Genomic DNA, 14,422 nt, shown 5'->3' with positions numbered 1-14,422 from the left:
GTTTCCATTGTAACGGTTTCAGTCGACAACATTACACCTCTGTAATGCCGATTATCGCCGTCAACGTTTCTTAAAAACGCTTCATGAAGCAAAGGTAACGGGCATTCATCATCCCGCGGGCCTATATCCCTGATCACCGGACGCGGACGGCGCGCCGGATCAACAGGGAACCAAGACAATGACCTTCTCGAACAACGCCTTCTCGGGTTTCGCCAGCATCGTTCTGGCCATGCTGCCCCTCGTCGTGATCGCCGGTTCGCTCGTCACGAGCTTCTAAGTGATCGCCGCGTAGCTCCACCGGGTTCGCGACCCTCAGGCGCCCAGCGCCTCGCGGGCCGCCCGGTGGAGAAGGGCGTGACGATGCGCCAGACGATCGATGTCGGCGTCGTATCCGCCGCCGATCACCCCCGCCACGGGGATCTCCCTTTCCAGACATGAGCCCAGGACGAACGCCTCGCGCCGCGCGAGCCCCTCGTCGCTCAGAGACAGGCGCCCCAGCTTGTCGTCCGCGTGCGGATCGACCCCGGCGTTGAAGAACACCAGGTCCGGCGCCACCCGCGCCAGCAGGTCCGGCAGGATCTCTCCCAGCTTTTCCAGATAGGCCCCGTCGTCCATGCCGTCCGGCAGGTCGACGTCCAAGTCGCTCGTCGCCTTGCGGGCCGGGAAGTTCTTCTCGGCGTGCATCGAGAAGGTAAAGACGCTGGGATCGCCTTCGAAGATCCGGGCCGTGCCGTCGCCCTGGTGGACGTCGAGGTCGACGACCAGCACCTGGCCGACCCTGCCCTCCGCCAGCAGCCGCCGCGCCGCCACCGCCACGTCGTTGAACACGCAGAAGCCCGCTCCGGTGTCGGCCTGGGCGTGGTGGCTGCCGCCGGCGGTGTTGCAGGCGATCCCGTGCGCCAGAGCCAGGCGCGCCGCCGCCAGGGTGCCGCCGACCGCGGCCTGGGCCCGCCTGGCCACGGACTCGGTATTAGGCAGGCCGACCCGACGGGCGACGTCGGCCGGCAAGGTCAGGTCGATGACGCCGCGCACATAGGCCTGATCATGGACCAGCAGCAGGCTCTCCAGGTCGATCGGCTCGGGCCGCACGAAACCGGCCGGTCCCGCCACGCCTTCGGCCTCCAGCACCGCGGCAAGGCGCGCGAACTTGTCCATCGGAAAACGATGGCCGGCCGGCATCTCGGCGCGGAAGGCGGGGTGGTGGACGATCGGAGGGAAGGGCGTGGCCATCACGCCACGATGGGAAAGGCGTCGCGCTGACGCAAGGTCACGTCTTGCCCCGCCCGTTCCACACGCCTAACCAACCGCCATGCGCACGCCCGAGAACCTCGCCGAGATCCTGACCCTCGAACCGATCGAGGTGAACCTGTTCCGGGGCGTCAGCCCCAATGACGGCTTTCCCCGCATCTTCGGCGGGCTGGTCATCGCCCAGGCCCTGACCGCGGCCTACAAGACCGTGCCCGACCGCATCTGCCATTCGCTGCACGCCTATTTCATCCGGCCCGGCGACGTGAACGCGCCGGTGCTCTACGAGGTCGAGCGGGCCCGCGACGGCGGCACCTTCACCACCCGGCGGGTGGCGGCCATCCAGCACGGCGAGCAGATCTTCAACCTGGCCTGTTCCTTCCAGACCCCGGAAGAGGGCCTGGAGCATCAGATGGGCATGCCCGACGCCCCCGATCCGGAAAGCCTGCCGACCGAGGCCGAATATCTGCGCTCGCTGGGCGACGACCTGCATCCGCGCTTCGTGAAGATGGCCGAGCATCCCCGACCGGTGGATCTGCGCTGGGTCGATCCGCAGCATCCGACCAGGCCTACGCCCAAGCCGTCGACCAAGCAGGTGTGGATGCGGGCTCGCGCGGTGATCGGCGACGACATCCGCCTGCAGCAGTGCGCCCTGGCCTACGCCTCGGACATGGCCTTCATGGAAAGCGCCCTGCGCCCGCACGGCCTGATCTGGACCACGCCCGGCCTGCAGGCCGCCAGCCTGGACCACGCCATGTGGTTCCACCATCCGTTCGACTTCAACGACTGGATACTGTTCGCCCAGGACAGCCCCTCGGCTTCGCAGGGCCGCGGCCTGGTGCGCGGCCAGATGTTCACCCGCGACGGCAAGCTGGTGGCCTCGGTGGCCCAGGAATGCCTGATGCGGGTGCGGAAGTAGGCTAGACGGTCACCGCGAACTTGATGTCGCAAAATGCGACATCAAGCTGAACAACCTATTCTTCCCATGAGCGGGAGGAAGAGGAGCAACTCAGTCGTCGTGGCGCTCGGCGTCGTCTTCGTCCTCGACCGGTCCTTCCGGCTCGCCCACCATCGTCGGCGGATCGGCCAGGACCAGGCCCTCGGCGATTTTCACCTCGGGCACGGCGGCGCGGGTGAAGGGCAGGTACCAGGTCTGGCCGCCCAGGGCGGGGCTGATCTCCAGCAGGTCGTCGGCGCCGAAGTTCTGGACGCTCTTGATCTTGCCGATCAGCTCTTTGGTCGCCACGTGGCGGACGGTCAGGCCGATCAGGTCGGCCAGGTAGAATTCGTCCTCGTCGGGCTCCGGCAGAGCCGAGCGCGGCACGTAGAGGCGCAGGCCGCGCAGGGCGTCGGCGGCTTCCTTGGTGTCGATCCCGACGCAACGGGCGACGACGCCGTCCTTGGCCACGCGGGCGGTGGTCAGGGTCAGGGCGGGCGAGCCGTCCTGGCGCGTCAGCACCTTGAACTTGGTCAGGGTCAGCGGGTCTTCGGTATAGGTCGCGATGCGCACCTCGCCGCGCACGCCGAAGCCGCCGGCGACGCGGCCGACCAGGATCAGGGTCTGAGCGGGGGGCGAGGTCATGAGAGCGCGCAAAAGAAAACGCCGCCGCCGAACGGGTGTCCGGCGGCGGCGCGTCCGAAAGCCTTAGCCTTCGGTGGTTTCTTCCGAAGCCGGGGCTTCTTCGGCGGCCGGAGCCTCTTCGGCGACGACTTCCGGCTCCGGAGCCGGAGCGGCGGCGGCTTCGGCGGCCGCGGCGGCGGCGGCTTCAGCGGCGGCCTTAGCGTCTTCCTTGGCCTGGGCTTCGGCGGCGGCGCGCTCTTCTTCGCGCTGGGCGCGTTCGGCGATGCGCTCCTGAGCCTTCTTGCCCGGGGCGCCCTTCTGCGGGTTGTTGCCGTGGGCCCAGGTGGTCAGGCCTTGGGCGGCCAGGAAGCGGGCGACGCGGTCGGTCGGCTGGGCGCCCTTCTTGAGCCACTCCTGGATGGACTCGACCTTCAGGGTCACGCGCGCGGCGTCGTCCTTCTTGAGCAGCGGGTTGTAGGTGCCGACCTTCTCGATGAAGCGGCCGTCGCGGGGCGAGTGGCTGTCGGCGACGACGATCGAGTAGTAGGGGCGCTTCTTGGCGCCGCCACGGGCGAGACGGATCTTCAGCATAGTCTTAGTCCTTGGTCTAAAGTTCTATTTCTTGAACGGGTTGAAGCCGGGGGGCAGGCCGCCCAGTCCGGACAGGAGGTTGGGCTTGGCGTCGCCGCCGCCCCCGGATCCCGGAAGACCGGGGAGCCCCGGAAGGCCGCCAAGGCCCCCCGCGGAAGTCTGGTCGGGCGCGGCCATCTTGCCGCCGCCCATGGCTTTGAGCCGGGACATGTCGCCGCCGCCCATCATGGCGGCCATGCGGGCCATGCCCTTGCCGCCGTCCTTGCTCATGGCCTTGAACATGTCGGCCATCTGGCGGTGCTGCTTGAGCAGGCGGTTGACCTCGGCCACATCGACGCCGGCCCCGGCCGCGATGCGGCGCTTGCGGGAGGCGGCCAGGATGTCGGGCTTCTTGCGCTCAAGCTTGGTCATCGACGAGATGATCGCCTGCTGGCGGCGGAAGATGCTGTCGTCGATGCCGCTCTCGGCGATCTGCTTCTTGACCTTCTGGACTCCCGGCAGCAGGCCCATGATGCCCTGCATGCCGCCCATCTTCTGCATCTGCGACAGCTGGGCCGACAGGTCGTTGAGGTCGAACTGGCCCTTGGCCAGCTTCTTGGCCATGCGCTCGGCTTCGGCCACGTCGAGGTCCTGGGCGGCCTTCTCGACCAGGGCGACGACGTCGCCCTGACCCAGGATCCGGCCGGCCACGCGGCGGGCGTCGAACACGTCCAGGGCGTCGATCTTCTCGCCGGCGCCCAGGAACTTGATCGGCAGGCCGGTGACGTGGCGCATCGACAGCGCCGCCCCGCCGCGGCCGTCGCCGTCGGCGCGGGTCAGGATCAGGCCGGTCAGCGGCAGGCGCTCGTGGAAGGCCTTGGCCGTGCGCACCGCGTCCTGGCCGGTCAGGCTGTCGGCGACCAACAGGGTCTCGGTCGGCGTGGCGATGCGGGCGATTTCCGCCGCCTCGCTCATCATCGCCTCGTCCAGCGTGGTGCGGCCGGCGGTGTCGAGGATCAGGACGTCGTAGCCGCCCAGCTTGGCGGCGGTCAGGGCGCGCTTGGCGATGTCGGCGGCGCTCTGGCCGGCGACGATCGGCAGGCTCTCGACCTCGACCTGCTTGGCCAGCATGGCCAGCTGTTCCATGGCGGCCGGGCGGCGGGTGTCGAGCGAGGCGACCAGCACCTTCTTGCGCTCGACCTTATTCAGCCGCAGGGCCAGCTTGCCGGTGGTGGTGGTTTTGCCGGAGCCCTGCAGGCCGGCCATCAGGATCACCGACGGCGGGTTCAGGGCCAGGTTCAGGCCGGTCGCGACCTCGCCGCCCAGCATGTCGACCAGGCCGTCATAGACGATCTTGACCACCTGGTCGGCCGGCTTGACCGAGCGGATGACCGCTTCGCCCGAAGCGCTTTCCTTGGCCTTGCTGATGAAGTCCTTGACCACCGGCAGGGCGACGTCGGCTTCCAGAAGGGCGACGCGGACCTCGCGCAGCGCCTCGTCGATGTCCTTCTCGGACAGCACGCCGCGACCGCCGAGGCGGTCGAAGACCCCTGAAAGTCGCTCTGTAAGGCCGTCGAACATGTCGAACCCTGGATCCCGAACTCAAGACCAAACGCAATCAGCCCCCGTGGACGATCGCGTCGACGGGGGTCCTCGCCGTCCTCGTCCGGATGGATCCTGCGCTAACAGGCCGGGGTCGTGACGGTGGAGGCGCTGCTGATATAGCGCCGGAAGGGCGCGCTTATGCACGAAAGGGAGCCGGGAGTCAAAACGCCGGATAGGCCCGCGACAGCCGCCAGGCCGTTTCAGGTGGCAGGCGGCGTCCGTAGCGCTCGATCGCCGCCGAAACGTCGGGTCGAGCGAGCAGGGCGTTCCAGCGTCGGCGATAGTCTTCGTCAGTCTTGCCGAGCGGCGGATGCATCGGCGGCAGGTTGACGGCTTGAAGCATTTCGTTGCGGCGTCCGGGACCACTCAACGCTTGGATCAGCAGGGCCGCCGTTCGGTCTTCGGGATCATTGCAGGTTAAGCTGACGCGCCAGTTGATGGGGTCAAGCCGAGCGACATGGTCGCCTTTCAGGCAGGCTTGCAGCGCGCGCAGCGGCCAGAGGGTTACATCATCATCTCGGGAATAGCCGACATATTCGGTCTTGTCCTGCTTCTGCGCCACGTTCCACCAGTCCAGCAGTCGGTTGGCCTCGTCCGGGCGATCCGAGCGGATCAGGCCTTCGATCACCCCAGTCAGGCCTGGGACGAAAAGCATGTCGCCCGACTTGCCGGCCTTGCCGACCGCTTCGGCATCCAGAACCTCGCGCGCCTCGTCGACACGGCCGTCCTCAAGGAGCCGCTGCACGAGCCAGGCCCGCTGGCCATCGCCGCCAGTCCCAGTTTTGCCGAACGCCAGTCCGAAAGGCTGGGTGTTTTCGATATCGGCGCGCATGAACCGGCGCGCGGCGGAGAGCACTGCCGCCTCGTCGCCTTCACGGCTCAAGCTGGCCAGCTCCCGTGTCCAGTCCTCGCCCAAGGGCGGCGCTGGCGATTTGAGCGGCCGGTCGATGGCGGCGGTCAGTTCGGGCGGTCTCAGCCAGGCGGTGGCGAAGCGGCGGTCCGTCTGGATCGAGAGGGATCCCTGCCGGTCAATTTGAGTCAGGCGCTCCAGGCCTTCGATGTCGCGGCTCGCCGCGAACATCGCCATGACGCCAATCTCGGTGGATCCGATCGTCCGATTCGGAAAACGATCAAGCTTGTTTATGGCCTCGGCGGCGCGGGCGGCGGATGCTCCGGCGCCTGGAATGTCCGTCAGTCGCTCGATCAGGTAGTAGAACGCGAAGCGCACCTGCACTTCGGTTCCCGACAACGGAGCCAGGGACGCCTGCACGATTAGGCGGTCTGTTAGATCGAATCGTCCCTCTCGAGCGGCGCAGATCGCGGTCGCCACCGCCAGGCGCGCGCCGTGAAATCTGTCCAGACGGTCGGACAGCGCCAAGTCCGCCATGGCCGGAGAGCCCGTACAGTCGCCAGCGTTCGCCACCTGGATGAAGGCTTCAATCCGAGCACTGTCGCTCGTCTGGGCCACAGCCTGCGTGGCCAGGCAACAGGCGATCAGGCTGGCGACGAAAGAAAGAACTGATGCGCGCATGGGCTCCCCGGAAGTCCGGGATAGCTTAGCCGAAGGAAACAACCAAGGGCCTAGCCCCGCAGCTCCAGCCCGTTGCCTTCAGGGTCGGACAGGTAGAGCGACACCGCCTCGCCGGTCGAGCCGTAGCGTTCGCCGATGTCGCCGATCGCCACGCCGTGGGCTTCCAGGTGGGCGCGGACCACATCGACGTCGAAGTCGACCACCCGCAGGCACAGGTGGTCCATGTTGTGGCCGTCCGGCCCCGGTGCGGGACCGCCCATTCGGCCCAGGCGGCCGGCGACGTCGACCAGGTCGATCAAGTGGGCGCCGGCCCGCAGCTGCACCAGGCCGATGGCGTCCTGCCGCCGCTCGACCACGCAGCCCAGCACCTCGACATAGAACCGCTCCATGGCGACGGGGTCGCGGGCGCGGATCACCACGTGGTCGATGCCGAGCAGGCGCATGACGAGGTCCTCGGGTTCGGTGTCGCGGTCGAGGTATTCATGGCCGGCCGGTCAGGCAAGACCGGCCGGCCGGGCGGCCTTAAAGCAGCCAGCCGCTGGTCGACAGCCCGCCGCCCGAGACCAGCAGGGCGAAGTCCGAATGGGCGTCGCCGTCCAGGTCGCCCCAGATGATCGAGGCCTGGCTGAACAGTCCGCCCAGTCCGAACAGCCCCAGGTCGACGCCGCCCAGGGCGCCGACCGCCGAGAAGATGCTGGCATAGGTGCTGACCATGAGCTGGCCCAAGCCGCTGGCGGTGAGGTGGGAGACCAGCGAGAAGGCCTGGTCGCCGTCCAGCGCGCCGTTGGCGTCCAGCGCGCTGAAATCGAACAGGTCGCCCCGGCCGTAATCGCTGATGTAGTCGATCGACAGGCCGTCCTTGTCGAACGAAGCGCTGTCGAACACGAAGACGTCGTTCCCGGCGCCGCCAGCCAGGATGTCGAAATCGGCTCCGCCGTTCAGCCGGTCATTGCCCGACCCGCCAAGCAGGATGTCCTTGCCGCCCGCCCCGAACAGGCTGTCGGCGCCCCCTTCGCCGCTCAGCAGGTTGAAGGCGTCGTTGCCCTCGATGAGGTTGGCCGAGCCGTTGCCCGTGCCCAGGGCGGCGGCGCCGGTCAGTCGCAGGTTCTCTAGGTTGGCGGAGAGACTGTAGCTGATCGAGCTCCAGACGGTGTCGATCCCGCCGCCGGCCAGTTCGGTCACCGTGTCGCGCCAGTTGTCGACGATGTAGCGGTCGTCGCCGGCCCCACCGGTCATCCTGTCGACGCCCGTTCCGCCGTCCAGCACGTCATTGCCCAGGCCGCCGATCAGGATGTCAGCCCCGTCGCGGCCTTCCAGCGTATCGTTCCCGGCGTTGCCGGTCAGGGTGTTGGCCGCCGTATTGCCGATCAACCAGTCCGAACCCGAGCCGCCCACCGCGTTCTCGATCGTCGCGCCATAGGCGATGGCGACGTTGTCGGTGAGCCGGCCGACCACCGGATTGGCGGCCAGCAGGGCCATGTTGGACGTGTAGGTCGACAGGGCCACCGGGGCGTAGCCGGCCGCCGCCCGGTTGGCGTTGACCTGCTCGAACGACGGGGCGGTGTCGTAGGTCACTCCGCCGACGCTGCTGAGCGCGCCGGGGGTCAGGTCGATGACCTGGTCGGTCGCGTAGCCCGAGGCGTCCAGGGTGTCGATCCCGCCGGCGTCCCAGATGGCCATGACCGGGGCCGGGGTCTTGGTGAAGTCGTAGGAATCGCGGCCGGCGTTGCTGTTGAAGCCGTAGGTCGTGTCGCCCGTGCGGGTGGTCATGTCGGCGCCATAGATCGCCTGGATGGCGGCGATGTCGTGCACCAGCGGGGTCGAGGCGTAGACCGTGGCCGAGAGGTTGAAGTCGAAGTGCCGCGCCCCGGTCTCGGAGGCGGGGAAGTAGGACATGATGCTGTAGGCGCGGCTGTCCTGGTAATACTCGGCGTTGGCCGCGTAGGTGATGCTGACGCCAGGGGCGGCGTTGTAGTCGCCGGGGTGCTCCAGCCCCAGGGCGTGGCCGCTTTCGTGGGTCAGGGTGTGGATGCCGTAGAGGCCCTCGTCCAGCTGGAAGTTGCTGGGCTGGTTGGCGCTGACCCAGACGTCGCCGGCGATCAGGTCGGCGTTGTCGGGCGTGTAGTCGTGCGGCAGGTAGGCATAGGCCTGGGTGCCGGGCCGGTTGGTGTAGTTGGCGAAGGTGATGTCGGCCTGTTCGGGGGCGGTCTCCACTAGGGTGGGGGCGATCAGGTCGTCCCAGCTGGCCATGGCCTCGCGGGCCGCGGCCTTCTGGGCTTCGGTGAACGGCGCGAAGCCGAAATATTCGGGACGGCCGTACAGTTGCCCGCCCTCTTCGTAGACATAGGGTTCGGCGAACATGCTTTCGGCGGTGTGGAAGCCGAAGTTGAGCACGCTGACGTCGCCGTCGCGCGGTGTGGCGTGGGCAATGTCGCCGGGTGTCCAGCCGGCGTCGCCCCGGTGCAACTGCGCGGTCGCCTGCTCGATCGTGAACACCGGCTTGCCGCGGATCGCGCCGCCTTGGCCGTCCACCGAGGCGTTGACGGGTTCGACCGAGACGTCCGGCGCCGGCGCGACCACGTCGATCGGCCCCTGGAAGACCGGGAAGTCGATGTCGCGATGGAGGTCCTGGTCCAGGCTTTCGTCGTGAAGGCGCATCGGGTCTTTCCGTTGGCTGGTGTTGCGGTCATTCCGCCGAGGTCAGGGGGCCGGCCGTGATCGCCACGGCAGGGTCTCGGCGAGCGCGGCGTTCACGGCCGCGTCGAACTGGGGAGTTGGATTGGTCCCCTTGGCGGGAAGGCGCGTCGCGCGGGGCGCGGCGCCGAACAGCTCGGACGGCGCGGCCGTGGCGCGGAAGACGCGCAGGCTGAAGACCAGCAGCGGGGCGCTCCCAGCGCCGCCGTCGGCGGGCTGAACGTTGGCGTGGAACAGCAGGACGGCGGTGTCGGCGGCGATCAGGCCGGGATCGCCCGGCGCCAGCAGGACGACCGGGATCGGCGCCTTGTCGGCGGCCAGGACCCTGACCCGGTCGCAGAGCGCGGCCTGGAGCCGGCGGCGGTCCGGCGTCCGGTCGGGATCGACCAAGCATTGGACGCCCAGCCGCTTCGCGCCGTCCCAGGTCAGGACGGGAGTCGAGGCCATCGTCGCGTCAGCGCAAATCATGGCCCCGATCAGGGGCAGGGCGCAGGCCCATGCCATGAATTGTCGGATTGGCGACATGGATCTCCCGCAGCCGATCCGTCTCCGGGATCTTCGGCCCCATGACCTTCGCGAGGAAATCCGTGTTGTGCAAGCGTAAGGTGTATTGTGAAGCTTAGATATTTCGCCGTGCGCTCAAGCTTGCGGGGGCGGGTCTCAGTCGGCGGGCGAGGTGATGGTCGCGCCGGAAGCCTTCAGGCGATCGAGGACACCGTTGGCCGGAAGCAGGAAGGCCAGGTCGACGACGGCGACGGTCACGCCCGGCCGGTTCAGGGCCTCGTTCAAGGCGTCGGCCGACTGGCTAATCTGCTGGGCCAGCAGGGCCGGGCCGCCGGGCGCGCGCATCACGCAACGCTGCGCGGCCGAGGCCGAATAGCGGGTCCGCACGCTGGCCAGGTCGCCGTTGGCCCAGTCGGTCCCGATGTCGGTCGGATGGGCGCCGTCATATTCGAGCTCGGTCAGGGCGTCGCGCAGGCAGGCCAGGTTGGCGTCGTCCGACAGCTTGCCGGCGCTGGCGAGGATCGGGCCCAGCCGGTACTGGCTCATCGCCTTGACCTTGACGCCCTTGGCCTTGGCCATCCGCTCGATGGTGCTGACCGGCTTGGCCTCGGACAGGCCCGCCGCCTGGCGGAAGTCCGACAGCAGGACGAAGCCGGCCACGGCGGGCTTCCAGTCCTTGTAGGGCACGCCGGTGCGGCCGGCGCGCTCGCGGGCGCTGACGAACCGGGCCAGCAGGTCGGGAGGCAGGCGGTTCTCCAGCTTCTTGCCGAACGGTTGGCGCACCCCGCCGCCGCCGGTCAGGAAGAACTTGGTGATCTGCAGCGGGCCGACCGAGGCCTCGGGCGGGACCAGCACTAGGCTGGCCTGATCCATCGCGCGGTCCAGTCGGGGACTGTCCCATTTCAGCTGGTGCGGCAGGGGCGGGGCCGAGCCGACGACGTAGAGTTTGGCGCCGCCCTTCTCGACCAGCCACAGGGCCGGGCCGGGCGGCCGGGCGACCACCTGCAGCTCCTCGACCACGGCGCTGCCGGGATCTTGCGGGAACAGTTCGACCGACTGCGGCGGCGGAGTCTGAGCAAGGGCCGCGGCCGCCGTCAGGGCCAGAACCGTTCCGCCGATCAGCGCCGATAGGGTTCGAACCATGGCCGTCCTCGTTCGTGGGTCACCGGGGCAGATGGGTATCGGAATGCCGTGGCGAAAGCGCGGCGGGGGGCAGGTCGCGCAGGGTCTGGGCCAGCAGCCGCCCCTCGGCGCCCCGGCTGGAGCCCGCCCGCCAGGCGACGACGATCTCGCGCGTGGAATGGTCGGAGTCCAGCGGCCGGATGGTGACCGGCGCGTTGTGGGCCAGGCCCGCGGCCACCGCCATCGACGGCAGGAACGACACGCCCAGGCCCGAGCCGATCATCTGCACCAGGGTGGGCAGGGAGGTGGCCGCAAAGCTTTCCTCGTCGCCCAGGCCGGCGCCGCGCGGCGGCTCCAGCCCGCAGGCGGCCAGGGCGTGGTCGCGCAGGCAATGGCCGTCTTCGAGCAGGATCATGTCGTCGCCGCGCAGGCTGTCGGGGTCGACCCGGTCGAAGGCCGCCATGCGGTGGTTGGCCGGGGCGGCGGCCAGCAGTTCGTCATCCTCGACATGGGCCCAGTCCAGGCCGGTCATGTCGTAGGGCAGGGCGATCAGGGCCGCGTCCAGTGCGCCGGACTTGAGGGCGGCGATCAGCCGGTGGGTCAGGTCCTCGCGCAGGTACAGTTTCAGCTTCGGGAACTGGTCGCGCAGGGCCGGCAGGGCGCGCGGCAGCAGATAGGGGGCGACGGTTGGGATCACGCCCAGGCGGAACCGGCCGGCCAGGGGCTGGCCCGCCCCGCGCGCGGCCTGCACCAGGTCCTCGGCCTGGGCCAGGATCGCCTCGGCCCGGCGCACGGCCTCCTGGCCGGCGGCGGTCAGGATCACGCCCGAGCGGGCGCGGTCGACGACCGGCGCGCCCAGGATCTTCTCCAGCTCCTGGATGCCGGCCGACAGGGTCGGCTGGGTGACGTGGCAGGCCTCGGCCGCCCGGCTGAATGAACCGTGCTCCGACAGGAGCTTCAGATATTGCAGCTGGCGGAGGGTGGGAAGCATCGGCCCTACATAGGGTGGATCTATTGGAAATCCAAAAGCAATCGACCGCATCTTGGCCTGGCGGCTCAGGCGCCTACAGGATGGGCGCATAGATTGGAGCTATCGCCAAGCATGAAACAATCGATTGGCCCTATCGATTTCCCTTCCGTACAAGGCTCCTCGCAATTCCTGCAGGAGAACTTCATGTCCTTGATCAACACCCAGATCAAACCCTTCACTGCCCAGGCCTACAAGGGCGGCAAGTTCGTCGAGGTCAGCGACGCCGACCTGAAGGGCAAGTGGTCCGTCGTGTTCTTCTACCCGGCCGACTTCACCTTCGTCTGCCCGACGGAACTGGAAGACCTGGCCGACAACTACGCCACGTTCCAGCGCCTGGGCGTCGAGATCTACGCGGTGTCGACCGACACCCACTTCTCGCACAAGGCTTGGCACGACAGCTCGCCGGCGATCGGCAAGATCCAGTACGTCATGGTCGGCGACCCGTCGGGCCAGATCACCAACAACTTCGGCGTCATGCGCGAAGGCGTGGGCCTGGCCGACCGCGGCACCTTCCTGGTCGACCCGGAAGGCGTGATCCAGTTCACCGAAGTGACGGCCGAAGGCATCGGCCGCAACGCCATCGAACTGCTGCGCAAGATCAAGGCCGCCCAGTACGTCGCCAGCCACCCGGGCGAAGTTTGCCCGGCCAAGTGGGAAGAGGGTGAAAAGACCCTCGCCCCGTCGCTCGACCTGGTCGGCAAGATCTAGGCCGACTTACGGCTCGCCGCGGCCCTCGGGTCGCGGCGACGCCCCCCATAGTCTGAAACTCGAAATTCCCGCGTCGCGTCTCTCCTCCCCCTCGGGAGACCCGCCGCCCCGCAGTCGGAGCCCGCCATGTTGGACGATGGTCTGAAGACCCAGCTGAAAGCCTATCTGCAGAACCTGCGCCAGCCGATCGAGCTGGTCGCCTCGCTGGGCGAGGGCGCGGGGTCCAAGGACATGCTCGCGCTGCTCGAGGACGTGGCCGGAACCTCCGACAAGGTCAGCCTGAACCTGGCCGGCGACGACGCCCGCAAGCCGTCCTTCGCCATCACCCGCGCGGCGGGCGACGCGGACGTCCGCTTCGCCGGCCTGCCCCTGGGTCACGAGTTCACTTCGCTGGTGCTGGCCCTGCTGCATGTCGGCGGCCACCCGCCGAAGTTCGACGCCGAGGCGCTGGACCAGGTCCGCGCCCTGGAGGGCGAGTTCCGCTTCGAGACCTATTTCTCGCAGAGCTGCCAGAACTGCCCGGATGTGGTCCAGGCGCTGAACACCATGGCGGCCCTGAACCCCAACATCACCCACGTCGCCATCGACGGCGCGTTGTTCCAGGCCGAGGTCGAGGAACGCCAGGTGATGGCCGTCCCGACCATCCTGCTGAACGGCCAGCCGTTCGGCCAGGGCCGCATGAGCCTGGAGCAGATCCTGGCCAAGCTGGACACCGGCGCGACGGCCCGCGAAGCCGAGAAGATCAAGGCCAAGGACGCCTTCGACGTTCTGGTCGTCGGCGGCGGCCCCGCCGGCGCCGCGGCGGCGATCTACGCCGCCCGCAAGGGCATCCGCACCGGCGTGGCGGCCGAGCGCTTCGGCGGCCAGGTGCTGGACACCATGGCCATCGAGAACTTCATCTCGGTGTCGCACACCGAAGGCCCGCGCCTGGCCGCCAATCTCGAGCAGCACGTCAAGGACTACGACGTCGACATCATGAACCTGCAGAAGGCGGTCGGCCTGGTTCCCGCCAAGACGCCGGGCGGGCTGATCGAGGTCAAGCTCGAGAACGGCGCCAGCCTGACGTCGCGGAGCGTGATCCTGGCCACCGGCGCCCGGTGGCGGAACATCAACGTGCCCGGCGAGGCCGAGTACAAGAACAAGGGCGTGGCCTATTGCCCGCACTGTGACGGCCCGCTGTTCAAGGGCAAGCGCGTGGCGGTGATCGGCGGCGGCAACAGCGGCGTCGAGGCGGCCATCGACCTGGCCGGCATCGTCGCCCACGTGACCCTGATCGAGTTCGACAGCCAGCTGCGCGCCGACGCCGTCCTGCAACGCAAGCTGGCCAGCCTGCCGAACGTGCGCATCGTCACTTCGGCCCTGACCACCCAGGTGTTGGGCGACGGCGCAAAGGTCACCGGCCTGACCTACAAGGACCGCAACCACGATCAGGTTCATCAGGTCGACCTGGAGGGCGTATTCGTGCAGATCGGCCTAGTGCCCAACACCGAGTGGCTGAAGGACGCCGGCGTGGCCCTGAGCCCGCGGGGCGAAATCGAGGTCGACCATCGCGGCGAGACCTCGCTGCCCGGCGTGTTCGCCGCCGGCGACGCCACGACCACGCCCTACAAGCAGATCATCATCGCCATGGGTGAGGGCTCGAAGGCGGCTCTGTCGGCCTTCGACTACATGATCCGTCTGGAGCCGGCCGTTCCGGCCGAACAAGAGGCCGCCTGACGTCTCCCCGACGGGGCCGAAGCGCCGCCGATCGGCCGTGCAAAGCCGCCGCGACCGCCCTTCGAGGCCGTCGCGGCGGCTTTCGCGTTTCGGCTTCGTCTATCTGGCGATGCGGCGTTGCGCCTCTCGCCGGGCG

Annotated in this window: 13 protein-coding genes; 3 read left to right on the top strand and 10 right to left on the bottom strand. The window is 68.5% G+C overall.

Annotated features, from left to right (window positions below):
- Positions 1-312: 312 nt before the first annotated feature.
- Entirely contained in the window at positions 313-1,230 is a 918-nt protein-coding gene (locus BM066_RS09085; RefSeq protein ID WP_089926534.1) for a histone deacetylase family protein, read from the bottom strand.
- A 79-nt stretch (positions 1,231-1,309) separates the two neighbouring features.
- Between BM066_RS09085 and BM066_RS09080 the strand changes: the two genes are divergently transcribed.
- Entirely contained in the window at positions 1,310-2,164 is an 855-nt protein-coding gene (locus BM066_RS09080) for an acyl-CoA thioesterase (protein ID WP_089926531.1), read from the top strand.
- Between the two features lie 90 nt (positions 2,165-2,254).
- Here BM066_RS09080 and rimM read toward each other — a convergent pair whose 3' ends face one another.
- From rimM to BM066_RS09035, 9 genes are all read right to left on the bottom strand, one after another.
- Positions 2,255-2,827, bottom strand: a complete 573-nt coding sequence (gene rimM / locus BM066_RS09075; protein ID WP_089926528.1) for a ribosome maturation factor RimM — start codon at positions 2,825-2,827, stop codon at positions 2,255-2,257.
- A gap of 63 nt (positions 2,828-2,890) precedes the next feature.
- The gene (gene rpsP, locus BM066_RS09070; RefSeq protein ID WP_089926525.1) at positions 2,891-3,397 is read right to left on the bottom strand and encodes a 30S ribosomal protein S16; all 507 of its coding nucleotides are present in this window, start codon (positions 3,395-3,397) and stop codon (positions 2,891-2,893) included.
- Between the two features lie 24 nt (positions 3,398-3,421).
- A complete protein-coding gene (gene ffh, locus BM066_RS09065) occupies positions 3,422-4,957 on the bottom strand; it encodes a signal recognition particle protein (protein ID WP_089926522.1) in 1,536 nt (511 codons plus the stop codon).
- 184 nt (positions 4,958-5,141) lie between these two features.
- Positions 5,142-6,512, bottom strand: coding sequence for a hypothetical protein (locus tag BM066_RS09060; RefSeq protein ID WP_143093697.1), 1,371 nt, complete (start codon positions 6,510-6,512; stop codon positions 5,142-5,144).
- A 50-nt stretch (positions 6,513-6,562) separates the two neighbouring features.
- Positions 6,563-6,955 (bottom strand): VOC family protein, encoded by a 393-nt coding sequence (locus BM066_RS09055; protein WP_089926516.1) that lies wholly within the window; start codon positions 6,953-6,955, stop codon positions 6,563-6,565.
- A gap of 79 nt (positions 6,956-7,034) precedes the next feature.
- Positions 7,035-9,170, bottom strand: a complete 2,136-nt coding sequence (locus BM066_RS09050; RefSeq protein WP_089926513.1) for a M10 family metallopeptidase C-terminal domain-containing protein — start codon at positions 9,168-9,170, stop codon at positions 7,035-7,037.
- A 42-nt stretch (positions 9,171-9,212) separates the two neighbouring features.
- Complete coding sequence (locus tag BM066_RS09045; protein WP_143093696.1) at positions 9,213-9,653, bottom strand: hypothetical protein; 441 nt, start codon at positions 9,651-9,653, stop codon at positions 9,213-9,215.
- Between the two features lie 213 nt (positions 9,654-9,866).
- Positions 9,867-10,853, bottom strand: a complete 987-nt coding sequence (locus BM066_RS09040) for a TraB/GumN family protein (RefSeq protein ID WP_089926508.1) — start codon at positions 10,851-10,853, stop codon at positions 9,867-9,869.
- Positions 10,854-10,872: 19 nt separating this feature from the next.
- A complete protein-coding gene (locus tag BM066_RS09035; protein ID WP_089926505.1) occupies positions 10,873-11,823 on the bottom strand; it encodes a hydrogen peroxide-inducible genes activator in 951 nt (316 codons plus the stop codon).
- A gap of 183 nt (positions 11,824-12,006) precedes the next feature.
- Here BM066_RS09035 and ahpC point away from each other — a divergent pair, with 183 nt between their 5' ends.
- On the top strand, positions 12,007-12,570 hold the full coding sequence (ahpC, locus tag BM066_RS09030; protein ID WP_089926503.1) for an alkyl hydroperoxide reductase subunit C: 564 nt from the start codon (positions 12,007-12,009) through the stop codon (positions 12,568-12,570).
- 126 nt (positions 12,571-12,696) lie between these two features.
- Positions 12,697-14,286 carry an alkyl hydroperoxide reductase subunit F gene (gene ahpF, locus BM066_RS09025; protein ID WP_089926500.1) on the top strand — a complete coding sequence of 530 codons (1,590 nt, stop codon included), beginning with the start codon at positions 12,697-12,699 and terminating at the stop codon, positions 14,284-14,286.
- Positions 14,287-14,422 lie beyond the last annotated feature (136 nt).

It is taken from the genome of Caulobacter sp. UNC279MFTsu5.1 (assembly GCF_900114015.1).
Classification (GTDB): Bacteria; Pseudomonadota; Alphaproteobacteria; order Caulobacterales; family Caulobacteraceae; genus Caulobacter.
The sequence above is the reverse complement of the archived record's forward strand: the minus strand, read 5'-3'. Positions and strand labels throughout refer to the sequence as shown.

Bases quoted from the DNA above. Each gene is read 5' to 3' on its own strand.
- BM066_RS09085 (WP_089926534.1), bottom strand. From the start codon at position 1,230: ATGGCCACGCCCTTCCCTCCGATCGTCCACCACCCCGCCTTCCGCGCC.
- BM066_RS09080 (WP_089926531.1), top strand. From the start codon at position 1,310: ATGCGCACGCCCGAGAACCTCGCCGAGATCCTGACCCTCGAACCGATC.
- rimM (WP_089926528.1), bottom strand. From the start codon at position 2,827: ATGACCTCGCCCCCCGCTCAGACCCTGATCCTGGTCGGCCGCGTCGCC.
- rpsP (WP_089926525.1), bottom strand. From the start codon at position 3,397: ATGCTGAAGATCCGTCTCGCCCGTGGCGGCGCCAAGAAGCGCCCCTAC.
- ffh (WP_089926522.1), bottom strand. From the start codon at position 4,957: ATGTTCGACGGCCTTACAGAGCGACTTTCAGGGGTCTTCGACCGCCTC.
- BM066_RS09060 (WP_143093697.1), bottom strand. From the start codon at position 6,512: ATGCGCGCATCAGTTCTTTCTTTCGTCGCCAGCCTGATCGCCTGTTGC.
- BM066_RS09055 (WP_089926516.1), bottom strand. From the start codon at position 6,955: ATGCGCCTGCTCGGCATCGACCACGTGGTGATCCGCGCCCGCGACCCC.
- BM066_RS09050 (WP_089926513.1), bottom strand. From the start codon at position 9,170: ATGCGCCTTCACGACGAAAGCCTGGACCAGGACCTCCATCGCGACATC.
- BM066_RS09045 (WP_143093696.1), bottom strand. From the start codon at position 9,653: ATGGCCTCGACTCCCGTCCTGACCTGGGACGGCGCGAAGCGGCTGGGC.
- BM066_RS09040 (WP_089926508.1), bottom strand. From the start codon at position 10,853: ATGGTTCGAACCCTATCGGCGCTGATCGGCGGAACGGTTCTGGCCCTG.
- BM066_RS09035 (WP_089926505.1), bottom strand. From the start codon at position 11,823: ATGCTTCCCACCCTCCGCCAGCTGCAATATCTGAAGCTCCTGTCGGAG.
- ahpC (WP_089926503.1), top strand. From the start codon at position 12,007: ATGTCCTTGATCAACACCCAGATCAAACCCTTCACTGCCCAGGCCTAC.
- ahpF (WP_089926500.1), top strand. From the start codon at position 12,697: ATGTTGGACGATGGTCTGAAGACCCAGCTGAAAGCCTATCTGCAGAAC.